Raw genomic sequence first — 18,960 nt, 5'->3', positions numbered from 1 at the left:
TTTGGGGGGGCTTCGGCCCTTGACTGTTGATTCAAACATGGAGAGATCGGGATGGTATTTTCATCCAACGTGTTCCTGTTTCTGTTCTTGCCGATCTTTCTCGGCTTGTACTACCTGAGCGGGCAACGCTATCGCAACCTGCTGCTGCTGATCGCCAGCTACGTGTTCTACGCTTGGTGGCGGGTGGACTTCCTCGCGCTGTTCGCAGCGGTCACGCTGTGGAACTACTGGATCGGCCTCAAGGTCGGTGCTGCCGGCGTGCGAACCAAACCGGCGCAGCGCTGGCTGCTGCTCGGCGTGGCCGTCGACCTGTGCATTCTGGGCTACTTCAAGTACGCCAACTTCGGTGTCGACAGCATCAACGAGATCATGACTTCGTTCGGTCTCGAGCCGTTCATCCTCACCCACGTGCTGCTGCCGATCGGTATTTCGTTCTACATCTTCGAATCGATCAGCTACATCATCGACGTGTACCGTGGCGACACTCCGGCTACGCGCAACCTGATCGACTTCGCGGCATTCGTGGCGATCTTCCCGCACCTGATTGCCGGCCCGGTCCTGCGTTTCCGCGACCTCGCCGATCAGTTCAACAACCGCACGCACACCCTCGACAAGTTCTCCGAGGGCTGCACGCGGTTCATGCAGGGTTTCATCAAGAAGGTCTTCATCGCCGACACCCTCGCCGTGGTCGCCGACCATTGCTTCGCCCTGCAGAACCCGACCACGGGTGACGCCTGGCTCGGCGCACTGGCGTACACCGCACAGCTGTATTTCGATTTCTCCGGTTACAGCGACATGGCCATCGGTCTGGGCTTGATGATGGGTTTCCGCTTCATGGAAAACTTCAAACAGCCGTACATCAGCCAGTCGATCACCGAGTTCTGGCGCCGCTGGCACATCAGCCTCTCCACCTGGCTGCGTGACTATCTGTACATCACCCTCGGCGGTAACCGTAAAGGCACGCTGATGACCTATCGCAACCTGTTCCTGACCATGCTCCTGGGTGGTCTGTGGCACGGCGCGAACATCACTTACATCATCTGGGGCGCCTGGCACGGCATGTGGCTGGCGATCGAAAAAATGCTCGGCCTGAACACTTCGCCGCGCAGCCTCAACCCGATCCGCTGGGCACTGACTTTCCTGCTGGTAGTGATGGGCTGGGTGATCTTCCGTGCCGAGAACCTGCACGTTGCCGGGCGCATGTACGGCGCGATGTTCAGCTTCGGTGACTGGTCGCTGTCGGAACTCAATCAGGCCAGCCTCACCGGTCTGCAAGTGGCGACTCTGGTGGTGGCTTACGTGACCCTGGCGTTCTTCGGCCTGCGTGATCTGTACACCAATCAGCCGCCAGCCAAGACCAAACCGGAAGTCAACGTCGAGGCCGATGGTCCTGCCACGGCGACGCCGGGAATGATCAAGGCAGCACCTGGGGAAAATCCGGCGAGCATCCACGAACCTGGCTACACCGTCGGCGTCGAAGCCCAGGTGCAACCGGCTTACTGGACCGCTGACTGGTCGCGCTACGTGATGCGCGGGCTGATCCTGCTGCTGTTCATCGCCTCGATTCTCAAACTCTCGGCGCAAAGCTTCTCGCCGTTCCTTTACTTCCAGTTCTGAGGGATCTGACATGACCCGCTCATTACGCATCTTCTACATCGCCCTGTTCCTGGTGACGCTGTTGGTCCTCGGTCTGTGGTCGATTCGCAGCTTCTTCGGCTTCAGCACCAACGCCGACGCGACGGTGCTCAATGGCCGCTGGACCAAGGCGGTGGAAACCCACTACGACGATGAATTCCCGATCAAGCGTCTGGGCACCAACCTCTGGGCCGCGCTGGATTTCAAACTGTTCAACGAAGGTCGTCCGGGCGTCGTGCTCGGCCGCGACCAGTGGTTGTACAGCGATGAAGAATTCAACCCGATCGTCAACGAACAGCAGAACCTGCAAGGCAACTACGCGCTGGTCGAAGGCGTGCGCCAGACCCTGAAAGAGAAAGGCGTGAAACTGGTGATGGCGATCGTCCCGGCCAAAGTGCGTCTGTATCCGGAGCATCTGGATGAAGTGAAGCCTTCGAGCATTCACCAGAACCTGTATCAGGATTTCCACGCCCGTGTCGCGGCCGACAAGATCCTCGCCCCTGACCTGCTCGGCCCGCTGCAACAGGCCAAGCAGAACGGTCAGCAAGTGTTCCTGCGCACCGACACCCACTGGACGCCGGAAGGCGCCGAGATCGCCGCCAACACGTTGGCGAAAACCATTGCCGAGAAATTCCCGCTGAGCGGCGAGCCACAGCGCTTTGTCACCACGCCAGCAGAGAAGGTCACGCACAAGGGCGATCTGCGTCTGTTCCTGCCGCTCGATCCGCTGTTCGAAAACATGATGCCGGCGCCTGAGCCACTGCTCAAACGCAACACCGTTGCCGCCGAGCAGCCTGCCGGTGACGACGCCCTGTTCGCCAACAGCGAAGTACCGGTCGCGCTGATCGGCACCAGCTACAGCGCCAACCCCAACTGGAACTTCGTCGGTGCGCTCAAACAAGCGCTGCACAGCGACGTCGTCAACTACGCCGAAGACGGCCACGGCCCGATTCTGCCGATGCTCAGCTACCTGAAAAGCGATGACTTCAAGAACAGCCCGCCACAAGTGCTGATCTGGGAGTTTCCTGAACGATATCTGCCTGTGAACAACGAAATCGGCGACGCCGACCCGCAGTGGGTCGCAGAGCTCAAACAAGCCGGCGCCCGCCAACAAAACGTAGCCATCAACACTAAATCCGAGACGCCCGATCGGGCGCAAAACTGAAAGAGAGGTACACCATGACTTTCACTACTACTCCTCGTCGTCTCGCTAAAAGCTTCGCACTGGTTGCTGGCCTCAGCGTACTTTCCGTCCCAGCCTTCGCCGGTGGCGACGCCGCGCTGTACGGCCCGACCGCTCCGAAAGGCTCGACCTTCGTGCGTGTCTACAACGCCAGCAACGCTGAAGTCAGCGCGACTGTCGGCAGCACCAACCTGAGCGATATCGCGCCACTGGCCAGCAGCGACTTCAGCTTCATGCCGGGCGGCGATTACAGCGCCAAGGTTGGTAGCCAGACCCTGCCGGTGAAACTCGCCGGTGACCACTACTACACCCTGGTCAACAACGCTTCCGGCGCGCCACAACTGATCGAAGAGCCGCCGTTCAAGAACAAGCAGAAATCCCTGGTTCGTGTACAGAACCTCAGCGACAAACCGCTGACCCTGAAGACCGCCGACGGCAAGACCGAAGTGGTGCCGAACGTGGCAGCCAAGGGCCGTGGCGAACGTGAAATCAACCCGGTGAAAGTCAGCCTGGCGCTGTACGAAGGCGACAAGAAAGTCGGCGACGTGAAACCGGTCGCTCTGGAGCGTGGTGAGGCAGCCGTCCTGTACGTCACCGGCAACGGCAGCAACCTGTCGCCAGTCTGGGTGAAACGCCCGGTGTCGACTCGCTAATCCTTTTGTGAACTGACGCAGTACCCCTTGTGGGAGCGAGCCTGCTCGCGAATACGGTCTGACATGCAACATCAATGTCGACTGAGCCATCGCCATCGCGAGCAGGCTCGCTCCCACAGGGCTCTAACCAAATTGATTTTATGGAGTAAACATTATGATTCCGGTGATCTTGTCAGGTGGTAGCGGTTCGCGTCTGTGGCCTCTTTCGCGTAAGCAGTTCCCTAAACAATTCCTCGCTCTGACCGGCGAACACACGTTGTTCCAGCAAACCCTCGAGCGCCTGGTGTTCGAAGGCATGGACACCCCGATCGTGGTCTGCAACAAGGAACACCGTTTCATCGTCAACGAGCAACTGGCCGCGCGCAATCTGGAATGCCAGCGCATCCTGATGGAACCGTTCGGCCGCAACACGTCGCCGGCCGTAGCATTGACCGCGATGATGCTGGTCAATGAAGGCCGCGACGAACTGATGCTGGTGCTGCCGGCCGACCACGTGCTGGAAGACCAGAAAGCGCTGCAACGTGCGCTGGCCCTGGCGACTGTCGCAGCCGAGAACGGCGAGATGGTCCTGTTCGGCGTACCGGCGACCAAACCGGAAACCGGCTACGGCTACATCAAATCCACCGCTGATTCGCTGCTGCCCGAAGGCGTCAGCCGCGTCTCGCACTTCGTCGAAAAACCGGACGTCAAGCGCGCCACCGAGTACGTGGAATCCGGCGGTTACTACTGGAACAGCGGCATGTTCCTGTTCCGCGCCAGCCGCTTCCTCGAAGAACTGAAAAAGCACGATCCGGACATCTACGACACCTGCCTGCTGACCCTTGAGCGCAGCCAGCAGGACGCTGACACCATCACCTTCGACGAAGCCACCTTCGCCTGCTGCCCGGACAACTCCATCGACTACTCGGTGATGGAAAAAACCCAGCGCGCCTGCGTGGTGCCGCTGACCGCCGGCTGGAGCGATGTCGGCTGCTGGTCGTCGCTGTGGGAAGTCAACGAGAAAGACGCCAACGGCAACGTCAGCAAAGGCGACGTGGTCATCCAGGACAGCAAGAACTGCATGATCCACGGCAACGGCAAACTGGTCTCGGTGATCGGTCTGGAAAACATCGTCGTGGTCGAAACCAAGGACGCGATGATGATTGCCCACAAGGACAAGGTCCAGGGCGTCAAGCAGATGGTCAACACCCTCAATGCCCAGGGCCGCAGCGAAACCCAGAACCATTGCGAAGTCTATCGTCCGTGGGGCTCGTACGACTCGGTGGACATGGGCGGGCGTTTCCAGGTCAAGCACATCTCGGTCAAGCCGGGCGCGTGCCTGTCGCTGCAGATGCACCACCACCGCGCCGAACACTGGATCGTGGTCAGCGGCACCGCCGAAGTGACCTGCGACGAGAACGTGTTCCTGCTCACCGAAAACCAGTCGACCTACATCCCGATCGCCTCGGTGCATCGCCTGCGCAACCCGGGCAAGATCCCGCTGGAAATCATCGAAGTGCAGTCGGGTTCGTACTTGGGTGAAGACGATATCGAACGTTTCGAAGATATCTACGGCCGCTCCACCCCGATCGAACGCGGCGTGTCGGTGAAGACCATCGCGCAGTAATCGATCACTAAAACGAGAAGCCCTCGTCCAGCCCGTTGCGTTCCCTATCCGCAGCGGGCTGGGCGGGGGCTTTTTTTGTCTAGCCGAAGACTGAATTGCGGCGTCTCGCCAGCGGTGAATCTTCATCGACCGACTCGCCTTCCGTCCCCTGCGCCAGCCCCGCGGGACCTTGTGTAAACGCGGCTGCAAACAGTTGCTGGGCCAACGGTGTGGGTGTTGATTCCAGTTCTGCAAACAATGGCTGCCGCCGGGTCGATCGATTGAAGGACTGCAAGTCGACCGCCGGACTGTTCGAGGAGATGGCAAGAGGCACGGCAACGGGTGTGCTGAGCAGTTTGTACTGGATCCGCGTCTGAGCCTCGGAAACCTGCATGGCATTGCCCATTGCCACACTCAGTGAGCCCACCAACTGAACTGCGGGGTTAGCGGCGTGCATCAGCAGATTTCCGCCGATCTGGAAGCCTTTGGCCACGGCACCGCGCCTGGCTGCAAGCACTTGCGGTTCTTCGACAGGGCTGTTGAACGCAACGGACATGGGTCCCATGATCCGGCTGGTGGTCTCCTCCCCCAACACCCGATTCATTGTCGAAGAAACGAATTCACCGGAGTGGTACAGCACGGCCCCCGAAGGTGGCGCGGTGTGCGTCCGCGCGGCGGCAATGACATGTGCCTGATGTGTGTTGAGCACGGAGTTGTCCCGGGCTCCCAGCTCTGCCAGCGCTACCGGTATTTCGCGGCGATAGGCCTGGACGTCGGGATTGGGGTCATTCTCGAAGTAACGGCGCACTGGCTGCATGCCGGCGGCTTGCACGGGATTGACCAGTTTCTGGTCGGCAAGATCGTGGTACACCCGATCGGGTGCATGCTTGTCGGGCTTGCGCCCGTCGCTGTCTCTGTAAGTGACTGGGTTATTGCGCATCGCGCGATAGCGATTATGACCGTCGATCGCCCCGCCAGGATCGGTATTCAACCAGCGTTGCAGCCACGGCACGTAATAGCGAAACCCAAAGTAATAAAGCCCCGTGGCATCACGTTCCTTTCCCGAATAGCGCGCGGTCTTGTAGCTGACGTCTGGCTCCTTGGCCCACGCCGTCGCGCCAAATGGATAAAAATGCTCGCGGCTGATCAGCCGCGCATCGGCGTCCAGCTCAACACTGATCGAACCCAGGTGATCTTTGAAATTGTATCGGTAGAGATTATTCAGGCCGGTCGGCGGTGGGCTTTGCCAATGCAGGACGCGTACGGTGTTGAGTCCGGTCTGCACGGTGAGCACTTGCAGGCTTTCTCCGGTGCCAGTGTCGGTGCGTAACTCCAGCGCTGGCAGATACCGCACCTGTGCAAGAAGACTGCGCGCAGCCGTGCGTGACGAACGCGTTTTCAATACCCGCTGACCGGCGCCATCGTAGAGATAGTTTTCACAATCATCGGCGCCTGATACGCGCAGCACGAGCACCACCGAGTTCAGCTGGTTCCGCAGATTCCACTGCAACCGGCGTCCTTGATCCAGCAACAGCAAATTGCCTCGCGCATCGAACGCCTCAGCGATCTGGGACTCAGATGGCGGCTTACCGTCATGCCACGGCAAGCAACGATTGCTGTGGCGCGCGGCCTGCAATTGATGACCTGGACTCTGTGGGCCAACGTGACTCAGCTCGAGCAAATTGCCGGCGGCGTCATAACGATAACTCTGGCTGTAGTTGCCGACAGCGGTCGGCCCGCCACCGGCAGCGCCGGCCTCCCAGCCAGTGGCGTGAGTCAACTGGCAAAGGCTGTCATAGCGGTAGCGACTGACCGGCTCGATGCGCTGGTTGGCGAACCAGCGTACCGGCAATGCCTGGTCTTCGATGCTCAGCACATTGCCCATCGGGTCATAGGCATACAACAGGTCCTGCCAAACGTTGCCCTCTTGATCCTGAGCATGACGCATGAGCAGACGGCCGTCTTCAGGGCGGTAGCTCAGCGTGGTCAGAACGCCGTTACCTGCCAGCTCCCGGGTGACCTGACCTTCGGCGTTGTACCGAATATCACTGACCACAGGATGGTCTGAAGTCTGATACCTGAGCCGTAGATCAACCCCGCGTAATCGTCCGTCGTGAGTCAGCGCGAATACCTGCCGATGACCAGCGGCATCCACCTGTTCCAGCACGGAGCCCTGCGGTGAAAAGCGCCATTGCGTGGTTGCCCCTTCGGACTCCAGCGGTACCTTGCGCTCAACGTCAGCATCTGGCCAATCCGGCACAACCGACTCGAGCACGAAGTGTCGGGTGTTTTCACAACACTGGCCGGTGATTGCGAATTGCTCGAACAGGACACTGCCGGCCGGATCGTCATGCCGGATCAACTGACCGAGCTGATTGCGCAGCGCCTCGCCAAAGCCGGGCCGGCCATAGGCAAAACGCTCGGCGCAGCGGCGAGGTACGCCTGTGCCTTCTTCGAACACCGCGACAGGGCGCAGCAAGTCATCGTATGCAATCTCGCGGCATGTGCCACGACTGTCCCAGTTGAACAGCGTCTGGCCGGCCAAACCCGGCAACCGGACCTGGACTCCCGCATCGCTACTGTCCGAGCGCAGCGCGATATCGTTCAAGGCATGGGTGGTGGTGAGGCTGGCGGGCGCTTGCGGATCGATCACCTGCAACGCCCACAATCGCGCATCCCATTGTTTGACTACACGCCCGGCAACGTCCCGCAACGTCCGCTCGATTCGGGGCTCACTTGCCAGCGCCGCATCGGCGCGCCAGTAGTTGACGTTGAGGATCGCCAAACCACGCGGATCGTTCACGGCAAGCGTTGGCGTATTGCGGTGGATGCCCATAGTGCGTCAACGTCCCAGTTGCCCTTCGCGCATGAGAGCAAGCCCGGACGTGGATGCCTACTGTCAGAAATTACAGTTCCGACCAACGGCAGGCTTGTTGCCGCTCCGAATATCCATTGTGCGACGCCTTCGGTAGGATGAACCTCACTCACTCACGGAGCGTTCCCGCATGTTCATCGGCATCCTGCTGGTCATCACCTGGCTGATCCTGCTGCTGCGCTATCCGGCCAAGGCCTTGCCGGTGTCGGTGGCCGCTGCCATCGGCCTCGGCTTCGTAGCCATGTGGGTGGTGTGGCTGGACAACCGCGAAATCAAACAACTGGCGCGCCTGGAACTGCGCATTGCCTATGCTCCCGGGCATTGCCCGGCCGACCGTCCGCTGCAATTGAAAATGAACAACGGCAACGATGTGCCGCTGACCGAACTGCGTTGGCGCATCGCCGCGTATGCGCCGGGCGATACGGTCAACCTCGCCGACAATCAATACACCGCCCCACGCTATCGCGGCCCCGGCGAACTGCAAGCCGGCGCGACCTGGGAAGATTGCTTGCCCTTGCCGCCGCTGCGTCCCGGCTATCGCCCGCAAACCCTGGAGTTTCGCGCCGAGCATTTGCAGGGTAGTTTCTCTGACTGATCCACTCTCCCGTCTTTTTTGCACAAGGAATGCGCCATGCCCGTTGCGTTGATTACCGGTTGTTCCAGCGGCATCGGCCGCGCCCTCGCCGACGCGTTCAAAGCCGCCGGCTACGAAGTCTGGGCCAGTGCGCGCAAGACTGAAGACGTCGCTGCGCTCAGCGCCGCCGGTTTCACCCCGATTCAGTTGGACGTCAATGATGGCGCCGCGCTTGAGCAACTCGCCGAGCGTCTGAACCAGGAACACGGCGGCCTCGATGTGTTGATCAACAACGCCGGTTACGGCGCGATGGGGCCGCTGCTCGATGGCGGCGTGCAGGCGATGCAGCGCCAGTTCGAAACCAATGTGTTTTCGATTGTCGGCGTCACCCGCGCGTTGTTTCCGCTGCTGCGTCGGGCCAAGGGGCTGGTGGTGAATATCGGCAGCGTGTCAGGTGTGCTGGTCACGCCATTTGCCGGCGCCTACTGCGCTTCGAAAGCGGCGGTGCACGCATTGAGCGATGCCTTGCGCATGGAACTGGCACCGTTTGGCATTCGTGTGATGGAAGTCCAGCCCGGCGCCATCGAATCGAGCTTTGCGAAGAATGCCGGACATGAAGCCGAGCAATTGATCAACGAGCAATCGCCGTGGTTTCCATTGCGTGAAGGCATTCGTGCACGGGCCAAGGCGTCCCAAGATAAACCGACGCCAGCGGCTGAGTTTGCTGCTGAGCTGTTGAAAGCGGTGCGGCAGAGCAAGCCGCCTCGGCTGTTGCGCATCGGCAACGGCAGCCGGGCGTTGCCGTTGCTGGCGGCGTTGTTGCCGAAAGGGTTGTTGGAATCGACGTTGATGAAGCGCTTCGGATTGCGCGCAAAGCTCTGATACCCAGTTGTTGCGACGAGCGGTATCCCGACCTGTCAGAGTTGACAGTAGGCGCCCTCTAAAGGAAGGCCTATCGTGAGTTCAAGCCAGGTGAACGGTGTTGAGGCTGTGTTAAAGCCCGGCGAGTAAACCGACCTCACGACAACCGCGCAGGGACGTATATGACAACCGCTAAGAAGGCCACGAACATCAGGGCAACAATCGACGCTACATGGGGAAGCGGTGAAGGCAAACTTCAACTTGACGATATATTTCAGGACGACCCGGCGAAGTCCCGGCCCCTCACCGGATCGACGCTGCTGCGCGATAAATCGTTGCTGGTTACCAGTACCTTCGACAATAGCTCCTTCTTCATTTCCAAGCTGAACCACGTGGGTGCCGTAGACCTGGCGTTCGGTGTCGAAGGGCGTGTCATGGGTTCGTTCCTGGCCAATGAGCAGGCCTCTGGCGGGCCGATTGCAGAAGGTGCCAATGGGCGGCTGTTCATGGCGGGCAGCACAACCAATGGGAAGTCGAGCGAGGTTAGCCCCGCGATTCTCTGCCTCGACAGCAAAGGCAATCGAGTGAGCAGCTTTGGCGACAATGGCCAAGTCATCATCGATCCCCCAGACACACAACGGCTTACGAAAAAAGGCCCGGCATTCGTGTTCGCGTTACCCGATGGCAGCATTATTGTCGGCGTTGATTACCACACGCCTGACGTGCTCAGGGCGCACCTGTACAAATTCGATGCGCAGGGAGCACCCGTAAAGGCATTCGGCACAGATGGCCGAGTTGAAATAAAGCACAGGCTGCGGCATGCATCGACGTCACTCAGCGACGGTTGCGTGCTCGACAATGGACTGTTGTTATTTGCAGGCTACGAAAAATACGAGCCCGACGTGAACACGGACGGTCTCGTCGTGATGTTGAATTCAGACAGTGGTGCGCCCCGTGAGAATTTCGGCCACCCGGAAAGACCCGGAGTTCTGGTAGTCCGGTACAACTCCAGGGGGGCCGAACTCAACACTGTGAGACAGCGAGCCCCCAATAGGTTCACGGCATCCGGCTACACCAACATGGGCAACGCCTTGAGTGAGCGATACGGCATGCTGATCGCCTTCGATGAAGAAGGTAAGCCCGATTTCGACGTTTTCGGCAGTCCGAATATCATGCCGCTTCCAGCAGATCTCGGCAGCGACAGGCGAGTCAACTGGGCGGACCATGTTCCTTTCGCTGATAACATCGTAGTTTCTGGTGGAGACGAGAAGGGCAATTATATTGCCTGTGTTAAAGCACGCAGCGGTGGCTACAACTCCGATTTTTCAGACGCGGGTGGCGTCATCCCTCGCGAGGAGACCACCGACTCTCTCTCCAGGCTTCATTATCAGCAGGACCCTGGAAAATTGATTGTTGCCCTCAACATCAACCCAGAAAATCCTCTGGGTTATCTGTATCGCTACAACATTTCCCAGTAGCTGGAAGCATAACCGCGTCGCCCGGTCCAGGGGCGACTCGGTCGATCAATTGTCTGCCATGTCCTGCTTCACCACCACCGTGCAAGTAATCCCCGCCGCCAGCAACACCCCCGCCGGCACCTCATCAATGTGAATCCTTACCGGCACCCGCTGCGCCAGGCGCACCCAGTTGAACGTCGGGTTCACATCGGCGATCAGCTCGCGGCTTTCCGGGTTGTCGCGGTCGTAGATGCCGCGGGAAATGCTTTCGACATGGCCCTTGAGCAGCTCGCCGCTCATCAACTGCATATCGGCTTTGTCACCCACTTTGACGTGCGGCAGTTTGGTCTCTTCGAAAAATCCGTAAACCCAGAACGAGTTCATGTCGACCACGGCCATCTTCGCCTCGCCAATGCGCGCGTAGTCGCCGCGATGCACATTGAGGTTGGTCACGTAGCCGTCCACCGCCGCACGCACTTCGGTGCGTTTGAGGTTGAGTTCGGCGGCTTCCAATTGCGCCTGGGCGTGTTGGTAATCGGCCAGCGCAGCGTCGGCGATGTTGCTGGCGTCGTCGCGGTTCTCTTTGGAGATCACCAGATTGTCGAGGTCGGCGCGGCGATGGGCGTTGACCTTGCGCATTTCCCAGGTCGACTTGCGCGAGGCGACCAACGACTGCGCCTGCTTGACCGCGATGCGGTAGTGCTCGGGGTCGATGCGCATCAGCAGATCGCCCTTCTTCACCAACTGGTTGTCACGCACCGGCACTTCGACCACTTCGCCGGTGACGTCAGCAGCGACGTTGATGATGTCGGCACGCACGCGACCATCGCGGGTCCACGGCGTGTTCATGTAGTGCTCCCACAACGTGCGGCCGATCCACAGCGCCAGGGCCAGTACCAGCAGGGTCGCGAGCAGGCTGAAAAACTTTTTCATCAAGATGTTCTCAACGGTAGACAGTCAGCGCCATGGCGCCGAACAGACAGGTAAACAGGCTCAGACGCAGCAGCGCCGGGTGCCAGAAAAAACGGTACAGGTCGAACCCCGAGAGGAAGCGGTCAACTGCCCAGGCCAGTCCCGCAGCAATGAAAAACATCAGGGTCATGGTCGGCATGTACACGCCGTGGAAGGCGATTTCACGAGGCATGGGCAAGTCCTTCGGGCCTGGCAGAAGCGAATTCGGCGAGGGGTGATTGCGGGTCGAGCAGCGAGGTGCGGATGAAGTGCAGGTAGCTTTTCACCCGGCGCAACGCCGAGGTATCGAAGTGCGGCGCGAACGGCTCGTCGGTGGCGGCGACGCGGCTGATCGCGTGATCGACCGCCACGAGTGCGCGTTCGAGATTGCTCGCGTTCGGCTGCAAGAACAGGCGCACCAACGCGCGCCCCATCACGCGGATTGCCTGGCGCCACGGCTGCGATTCGGCATACGCCGGGTGCACCGGCAGGATCGCCTGTTCCTTGCGCAATTCGATGATCGCGTGGCCGACTTCGAGCACCACGAACATCCAGCGCAGCAGACTCTTCTGCACTTTCGGTTGCCCTGCCGCGAGGCCATAGGCCTGATGCAGCAGATCGCGGGTGCGGCTCTCGAAACGCGAGGCCAGGCCCTTGAGTTTGCCGCTGATCGCGTAGACCACTTGCCCACGCAAGTCCTGCTCCAGGCGCTGCCACAGCCAGCGACTGTTCGGCGGCAGAATGATCGCCCCCGCCGCCGCACACACGAGCATGCCCATGACCATGGCGATGTAGTCGTTGATGAAGGTGTAGGGGTTGTAAATCGTGAGATTGTCCGGCACTGAACCGGTGCTGAAAAAGATCAACAAACCGAGGCCGACACCGGCGTATTGCGGTCGTGAGGCGAGGAACGAACCGAGCACGATCACCGGCGCGAGCATCACGCAGAGCAAGGGGAAACCGTCGATCAACGGGAAGATGAAAAACATCTCGACGAAGCCGATCAGTGCGCCGAGAAACGTGCCGCAGGCCATTTGAAAGGCCATGCGTTTGGGGTTCGGTGTGGCGGCGGAAAGGCCGACGGTGGCGGCGGCGATCAGGGTCATGGTCGCCCCGCTCGGCCACGCGGTGGTGACCCAATAACTGCCCAACACAATCAGGATGAACGAGGCACGAATTCCCGACGCGGCTGCGGCCCACCAGTTGGTTTGCGGTGTGAAGGGCTCGTCCCAGCGCTCGCGTTCGTGGCGGTGCTCGGCCAGGGACGCATGGGTCTGCGCATAGCTGTGCAGGTCATCGACGAAGCGGTAGAGCAATTCGTAGGCGGTGTGGAAATCCAGTTGTTCGGCTTCGCTCGGACCGGTGTCCTGAAAGATCCCGCGCAGGGTTCGGACACGTGCTGGCAGACCTTCCTTGTAGGTGGCCAACGCGGTCGCCAAACGGGCCGCATCGGGGCTGGTCAGGGCGCGACCGCTGAAGCCGTCGAGCACTTCGGCGAGGTCCTGCAAGCCCGGTTTGATCGCCGCCACGACATGCTCTTCGCCATTGCCGCGCAGGCGTTCAAGCAACTGATGCAAGGCGTTGAAGCGCGTGGTGATGCCCATGAACTCGCTGTTCAAACGACTCAGACGACCGTTGCGCCGGCGCATGTGCGGGTCTTCGAACACGGTCACACTGCGCAGCCCTTCCAGGCCGACGGCTTCGGCAATGAAGCGCACGTTGCTGGCTTCGAACGCCTCGGCTTTGCTGCGCCCGCGCAAGCCGTCGGTGACGAACAGGGCGAACACACCGAAGCGCTGATACAAGGCATTGCGCATCGCCGCGCTGGCGGTCTGCGGCAGAATCGCCGCGCTAATCAGCGTCGAACAGAGAATCCCCAGCGAGATCTCCAGCACCCGCCACACCGCCGCCATAAAGGCGCCGTCCGGGTGCGCCAGCGCGGGCAGACCGACCATCGCTGCGGTGTAACCGGCGAGAACAAAACCGTAGGCGCGAAAATTGCGGCAACGCGCGGCACCGGCCGAGCAGATGCCGACCCAGATCGCCAGCGAGCCGAGAAACAGCTCCGTGTTCTGCGCGAACAAAGCGATCAGCGTGACCATCATCGCCGACCCGGCCAGCGTGCCGAGCAAGCGATAGAAACTTTTGGCGAACACCTGACCGCTTTGCGGCTGCATGACGATAAATACTGTGATCATCGCCGTACGCGGTTGCGGTAGTTCCAGCCGCATCGCCAGCCACAGGGTGAGAAACGCGGCGAGCAACACCTTGAAGATATACACCCAGGTCACGCCATCGCTGCGTGCCCAGTCGAAAAAACCGCGACGCCATTCCAGGGAGTGGAGCCAGCGTAGAGGGGCGGGCAAGGAGGTCATTGAAAATACTCAGGCATGCAATGCGGACTCGAAACCTGTGGGAGCGAGCCTGCTCGCGAAAGCAGCGTGTCAGGCAACATGTTCATTGACTGATACGCCCTCTTCGCGAGCAGGCTCGCTCCCACAATGGATGCTGTGTTCAACGCAGCAGCGCCGGGGTTTTCGGGGCTTGGGTCTGCTCGGCTGTCGGTACGTCATCACCCGCACCGAGGCCACCCCCCAAGGCAGTCACCAGCTCGGCATGCGCACTCAACCGCGCCGCCTGGACCTGCTGCTGCACTTGCTGCTGTTTGAACAGCAAGGTCTGCGCATTCAGCACATTGAGGTAATCGGTGAGGCCACGTTGATAGGCGATCATCGCGATGTCGTAAGTCTTCTGCGCGGCAGCCACGGATTCGGCGGCGAAGTCCTGCTGCTTGTCCATCGATTCGCGACGGATCAACTGATCGGAAATGTTCTTCAGCGCGTTGATCAGGGTCTGGTTGTAGTGCGCCACGGAGATGTCATAACCGGCCGCCGCTTCGCCCAATTCGCCACGCAGTCGACCGCCGTCGAAGATCGGCAACGAGATCGCCGGGCCGACGTTGTAGTTGAGTTTCTTGCCGCTCAGAAACTCCAGCGCGCCGCCGCCCGTGGCCATGTAGCCGAGGCTGCCGACCAGATCGACGTTGGGGTAGAAACCGCCGTGGGCGACATCGATGCCGCGCGCCTGCGCCGCCACTTGCCAGCGACTGGCGACCACGTCCGGACGCTGGCCGAGCAGTTCGGCAGGCAATGCCGAGGGCAACTTCAACGGCGCCGCGAGGGACAGCGTCGGCCGTTGCAGTTGCGCCGCCGCGCCCGGCCCTTTGCCGGCCAGCGCAGCAATCTGGTTGCGGCTCAGGGCAATTTCCTCGTCCAGCGCATCGAGTTGGCGATGGGTTTCCGGCAACGGCGTTTCGGCTTGGCTGACTTCGAAATGCGTGCCGATGCCACCGCTCAAACGCTTCTGCGCCAGATCGAGAATCTGCTGTTGCTGTTTGAGCATTGCGGCAACGATGTCGCGCTGGGCGTAATGCAGCGACAGCTCGATGTAGGCGCGGACGATGTTGTTCTGCAGTTCCAGTTGCGCCAGGCGCGCCTCGGCCACACTCACATGGGCCAGATCCACCGCGCGTTCACTGGCATTGCGCTCGCGGCCCCAAAGATCGAGGGCGTAGCTGAAGCCGAGCGCGGCGTTGTTGTCCCATGTGGTGGTATTGGCCAGATCGCCGGGGCCGTAGAACTGATCGGTCGGCCAGTTGTGGCGCTTGAGGGTCGACTCGCCATTGATCTGCAACGCCTCGGCCGCTTCGGCAACACCGGCCATGGCCTTGGCCTGACGCACCCGCGCGGCGGCCATGGCCATGCTCGGGCTGCCTTGCACGGCGAGGTCAATCCAGCGATCGAGTTGCGCATCACCAAATGCCCGCCACCATTGGGCGCTGGGCCAGTGGGCGTCTTTGGCGGCCTCGGCAATGGCAGCGTCGGTGGCCAGTGAATCGGCCGCGAGTGCCTCGCCGTGAGGGGCAATGCCTTGGGTAGAGATGCAGCCGCCGAGAGCCAGGGTTAAAGCCAGAACACTGAGCGGCAAAAGCGCTCTGTTGATGCGACGCGGCACAGCTGCGAATTCCTGAGAGAGGGATAGATCGAGGACCGTGCAGGAGCTGCCGCAGGCTGCGATTTTTGATCTTGCTTCCCTTAAAACAAAATCAAAAGACCGCAGCCTTCGGCAGCGCCGGCACAGGATCGGCGCAATTCTATGGAGCTGCCTCTGCGGCGATAAGCTGGGATTTCTGTGAATCTTTGTTACGGTTAACGAGATAATCCCTTGGTCGGGGGTCTCAGCCCCTGAAACTTCGTGTCACAATTTGCCATCTCCCTTGAGAGCACCCCATGGACACTTTGCAAAACATGCGCGCCTTCAGTTGTGTTGCCGAAGCGGGCAGCTTCACCGCCGCCGCCGTGCAACTGGACACCACCACCGCCAACGTCTCGCGCGCGGTCTCCAACCTCGAAGCCCATCTGCAAACACGTCTGCTCAATCGCACGACCCGGCGCATCGCCCTGACCGAGGCCGGCAAACGCTACCTGCTGCGCTGCGAACAGATCCTCGCCTACGTAGAAGAAGCCGAAGCGGAAGCCAGTGACGCCCATGCACGCCCGGCCGGCCAGCTGAAAGTGCACACCATGACCGGCATCGGCCAGCACTTCGTCATCGACGCCATCGCCCGCTACCGCAAGACCCACCCCGACGTGACCTTCGACCTGACCCTGGCCAACCGCGTGCCGGACCTGCTCGACGAGGGCTACGACGTGTCCATCGTGCTGGCCAGCGAACTGCCCGATTCCGGCTTCGTCTCGCAACGCCTGGGCATCACCTACAGCATCGTCTGCGCCTCGCCGGCCTACGTAAAAGCCAACGGCGCCGCGCAAAAACCCAGCGACCTGCTCAACCACGCCTGCCTGCGCCTGGTCAGCCCGGTGATCCCCTTGGAAAAATGGGCCTTCGACGGCCCGGACGGCCAGGAAACAGTGACCATCAACAGCTCACCGTTCCTGGTGAACTCCGCCGACGCCATGAAAACCGCCATCACCAGCGGCATGGGCGTCGGCGTGCTGCCGGTCTACGCCGCCATCGAAGGCCTGCGCAACGGCACTCTGGTGCGCGTGATGCCCAACTACCGCTCGCAGGAACTCAACCTCTACGCGATCTATCCGTCGCGGCAGTACCTGGATGCGAAGATCAAGACGTGGGTGGAATATTTGCGCGGATCGTTGCCGGAAATATTGGCGGCGCATCAGGCGGAATTGGTTGCGTATGAGTTGAGCGGGAGTCTGGCTGGCGCGCGCGTCGCCACCTGACTTTAAACACCGCTGACTTCGTGTAGGAGTTGACGAGTGCAACGAGGCTGCGATCTTTTGATTTTGCTGTTTAAAAATCAACGGATCGCAGCCTGCGGCAACTCCTACATCGCGGTGTTTTCAAGGAACTTTCCGACAGGTTTTGCAGGTTGTCCGTCGGAAGAGCGCTGGCTAGGATTTGGCGGTTGCTGACGAATCAGCAACCGGGTCTGGAAAACCCGCAGGATCACAGCGCATGACATAATGCCGCGCTCTTTCAGCGCCGGTATTCAGTTATGGCGGCTGTACGTGGGAGACCTTCGGGTCTGCCGGGTTTGATCCTTTGCCGGTTTTTCCAGTCCGCGTACAGCTGCCACCCCTTTCGCCTGGAAAACGAAAAATGGCAGCTCCATTAATCCAAAAGGATCTTTGCCATGTTCAAACCCACACCCAATCCCCCCGAATCCGCAAGCACCTCACCCTACGAATCCCCCGACTCAACGAAACTCCACGACGCCGCCGAGCGTGCGCTGGATCACTACCTCAAACCGGCCACCACCGCGCAGCAAAGCCACAAACCCAGCACCATGTTCCAGGTCGCCCCGGACCAGGACAACGAAAGCCTGCTGGCCCACGCCTGCGAATCCCTCGCCTCGGCGAGCATCATGAGCAGCGACATCGCCGCCCACGTCGACAGCCCACAGCGGCACACCATACTGGCCATCCAGCAGGTGATCATGCTGGCGGAACTGGCGGTGAACCGGGTGCTGGATAACTACGAAATCCACCAGCCCCCGTCACGCAGCTGATCTTCCCGGAGCGAGCCCGACCGCGAGGGCTTCGGCACATTCAACATTCGAGGTGTCAGATAAACCGCCTTCGCGAGCAGGCTCGCTCCCACAATTCTGGATCGTGTACATCAGCGAGATATGAGTCGGCTGTCAGGCCGCCTTCGCTGGCAAGCCAGTTCCCACAGGGACGGGGTGAATCTGGCAGAGAGAGGTTGGCAGTGGAGACGCTTTCGCGAGCAGGCTCGCTCCCAGAGTTTGAATCGAGTACATCAGCGAGAAACAGGCCAGCTGTCAGGCCGCCTTCGCTGGCAAGCCAGCTCCCACAGGGACGGGGTGAATCTGGCAGAGATAGGTTGGCAGTGGAGACGCTTTCGCGAGCAGGCTCGCTCCCACAATTCTGGATCGCGTACATCAGCGAGATATGAGTCGGCTGTCAGGCCGCCTTCGCTGGCAAGCCAGCTCCCACAGGGACGGGGTGAATCTGGCAGAGAGGGTTGGCAGTGGAGACGCTTTCGCGAGCAGGCTCGCTCCCACAGTTTGAATCGAGTACATCAGCGAGAAACAGGTCGGCTGTCAGGCCGCCTTCGCTGGCAAGCCAGCTCCCACAGGGACGGGGTGAATCTGGCAGAGATGGGTTGGCAGTGGAGACGCCTTCGCGAGCAGGCTCGCTCCCACAGTTTGAATCGAGTACATCAGCGAGAAACAGGTCGGCTGTCAGGCCGCCTTCGCTGGCAAGCCAGCTCCCACAGAAAAGCAAAAGCAAGATCAAAAGATCGCAGCCTTCGGCAGCTCCTACAGTTGGATTGGGTACAACCTCAAGATCAGGCCGGCTGTCAGGCCGCCATCGCGAGCAGGCTCACTCCTACAAAAGCAAAGGCAAAGCAGCGCAGCTGCCCGCGGCGAAGCCGCCCCACTCAACAATGAGCGCAAGCTCGAGTGCTTTTGATCTTGATCGACCGGCGACGTCGGAAGGCTGAGCGGAGGGATTGATCCGGGGGTGGGAGCGCAGCGACCGTCTGGCGCAGCCAGACACAGCGGAAGGAGGTGCAGCGAAGCAAACCGGAGCCGCTGCGCCCGGATCAGTCCCGGAGCGAAGGGACCCGAGCCTGCGAGGGCCGAACGTAGGAGCTAGCGTTTTTTGCTTACTTTTTTAGGCGC

The 18,960-nt window shown here is 60.6% G+C and carries 14 protein-coding genes; 9 read left to right on the top strand and 5 right to left on the bottom strand.

Features of this window, described 5'->3' with window-relative positions:
• The first annotated feature begins 51 nt into the window (after positions 1-51).
• From ACYSTU_RS10550 to ACYSTU_RS10535, 4 genes are all read left to right on the top strand, one after another.
• Positions 52-1,617 carry an MBOAT family O-acyltransferase gene (locus tag ACYSTU_RS10550; RefSeq protein WP_024011674.1) on the top strand — a complete coding sequence of 522 codons (1,566 nt, stop codon included), beginning with the start codon at positions 52-54 and terminating at the stop codon, positions 1,615-1,617.
• A gap of 10 nt (positions 1,618-1,627) precedes the next feature.
• Positions 1,628-2,800, top strand: coding sequence for an alginate O-acetyltransferase (locus ACYSTU_RS10545; RefSeq protein ID WP_016771604.1), 1,173 nt, complete (start codon positions 1,628-1,630; stop codon positions 2,798-2,800).
• A 14-nt stretch (positions 2,801-2,814) separates the two neighbouring features.
• Positions 2,815-3,471 carry an alginate O-acetyltransferase AlgF gene (locus ACYSTU_RS10540; protein WP_016771605.1) on the top strand — a complete coding sequence of 219 codons (657 nt, stop codon included), beginning with the start codon at positions 2,815-2,817 and terminating at the stop codon, positions 3,469-3,471.
• Positions 3,472-3,625: 154 nt separating this feature from the next.
• A complete protein-coding gene (locus tag ACYSTU_RS10535; protein ID WP_024011673.1) occupies positions 3,626-5,077 on the top strand; it encodes a mannose-1-phosphate guanylyltransferase/mannose-6-phosphate isomerase in 1,452 nt (483 codons plus the stop codon).
• Between the two features lie 79 nt (positions 5,078-5,156).
• On the opposite strand, the gene ACYSTU_RS10530 is transcribed toward ACYSTU_RS10535, so the two are convergent.
• A complete protein-coding gene (locus ACYSTU_RS10530; RefSeq protein ID WP_498998185.1) occupies positions 5,157-7,892 on the bottom strand; it encodes an RHS repeat domain-containing protein in 2,736 nt (911 codons plus the stop codon).
• Between the two features lie 169 nt (positions 7,893-8,061).
• Here ACYSTU_RS10530 and ACYSTU_RS10525 point away from each other — a divergent pair, with 169 nt between their 5' ends.
• From ACYSTU_RS10525 to ACYSTU_RS10515, 3 genes are all read left to right on the top strand, one after another.
• Positions 8,062-8,526 (top strand): multidrug transporter, encoded by a 465-nt coding sequence (locus ACYSTU_RS10525; RefSeq protein ID WP_498998182.1) that lies wholly within the window; start codon positions 8,062-8,064, stop codon positions 8,524-8,526.
• A gap of 36 nt (positions 8,527-8,562) precedes the next feature.
• Complete coding sequence (locus ACYSTU_RS10520; RefSeq protein WP_498998177.1) at positions 8,563-9,387, top strand: SDR family oxidoreductase; 825 nt, start codon at positions 8,563-8,565, stop codon at positions 9,385-9,387.
• Positions 9,388-9,548: 161 nt separating this feature from the next.
• Positions 9,549-10,844, top strand: coding sequence for a hypothetical protein (locus ACYSTU_RS10515; protein WP_498998172.1), 1,296 nt, complete (start codon positions 9,549-9,551; stop codon positions 10,842-10,844).
• A 45-nt stretch (positions 10,845-10,889) separates the two neighbouring features.
• On the opposite strand, the gene ACYSTU_RS10510 is transcribed toward ACYSTU_RS10515, so the two are convergent.
• The 4 genes from ACYSTU_RS10510 to ACYSTU_RS10495 form a co-directional block, all read right to left on the bottom strand.
• The gene (locus ACYSTU_RS10510) at positions 10,890-11,756 is read right to left on the bottom strand and encodes an efflux RND transporter periplasmic adaptor subunit (RefSeq protein WP_498998169.1); all 867 of its coding nucleotides are present in this window, start codon (positions 11,754-11,756) and stop codon (positions 10,890-10,892) included.
• Between the two features lie 10 nt (positions 11,757-11,766).
• Positions 11,767-11,967, bottom strand: coding sequence for a DUF1656 domain-containing protein (locus ACYSTU_RS10505; protein ID WP_016771611.1), 201 nt, complete (start codon positions 11,965-11,967; stop codon positions 11,767-11,769).
• Positions 11,957-14,149, bottom strand: a complete 2,193-nt coding sequence (locus ACYSTU_RS10500; protein WP_498998162.1) for an FUSC family protein — start codon at positions 14,147-14,149, stop codon at positions 11,957-11,959. Before ACYSTU_RS10500 ends, ACYSTU_RS10505 begins: the two co-directional genes overlap by 11 nt.
• A 139-nt stretch (positions 14,150-14,288) precedes the next feature.
• Positions 14,289-15,788 carry an efflux transporter outer membrane subunit gene (locus ACYSTU_RS10495; RefSeq protein WP_498998159.1) on the bottom strand — a complete coding sequence of 500 codons (1,500 nt, stop codon included), beginning with the start codon at positions 15,786-15,788 and terminating at the stop codon, positions 14,289-14,291.
• Between the two features lie 275 nt (positions 15,789-16,063).
• On the opposite strand from ACYSTU_RS10495, the gene ACYSTU_RS10490 reads away from it, so the two are divergent.
• Both ACYSTU_RS10490 and ACYSTU_RS10485 read left to right on the top strand, forming a co-directional pair.
• On the top strand, positions 16,064-17,032 hold the full coding sequence (locus tag ACYSTU_RS10490; RefSeq protein ID WP_024011667.1) for a LysR family transcriptional regulator: 969 nt from the start codon (positions 16,064-16,066) through the stop codon (positions 17,030-17,032).
• Positions 17,033-17,445: 413 nt separating this feature from the next.
• Positions 17,446-17,820 carry a DUF6124 family protein gene (locus ACYSTU_RS10485; protein ID WP_123443464.1) on the top strand — a complete coding sequence of 125 codons (375 nt, stop codon included), beginning with the start codon at positions 17,446-17,448 and terminating at the stop codon, positions 17,818-17,820.
• The last annotated feature ends 1,140 nt before the right edge of the window (positions 17,821-18,960 follow it).

The organism is Pseudomonas glycinis (genome assembly GCF_054871425.1).
This window is presented reverse-complemented; position numbering and strand designations above follow the sequence as displayed.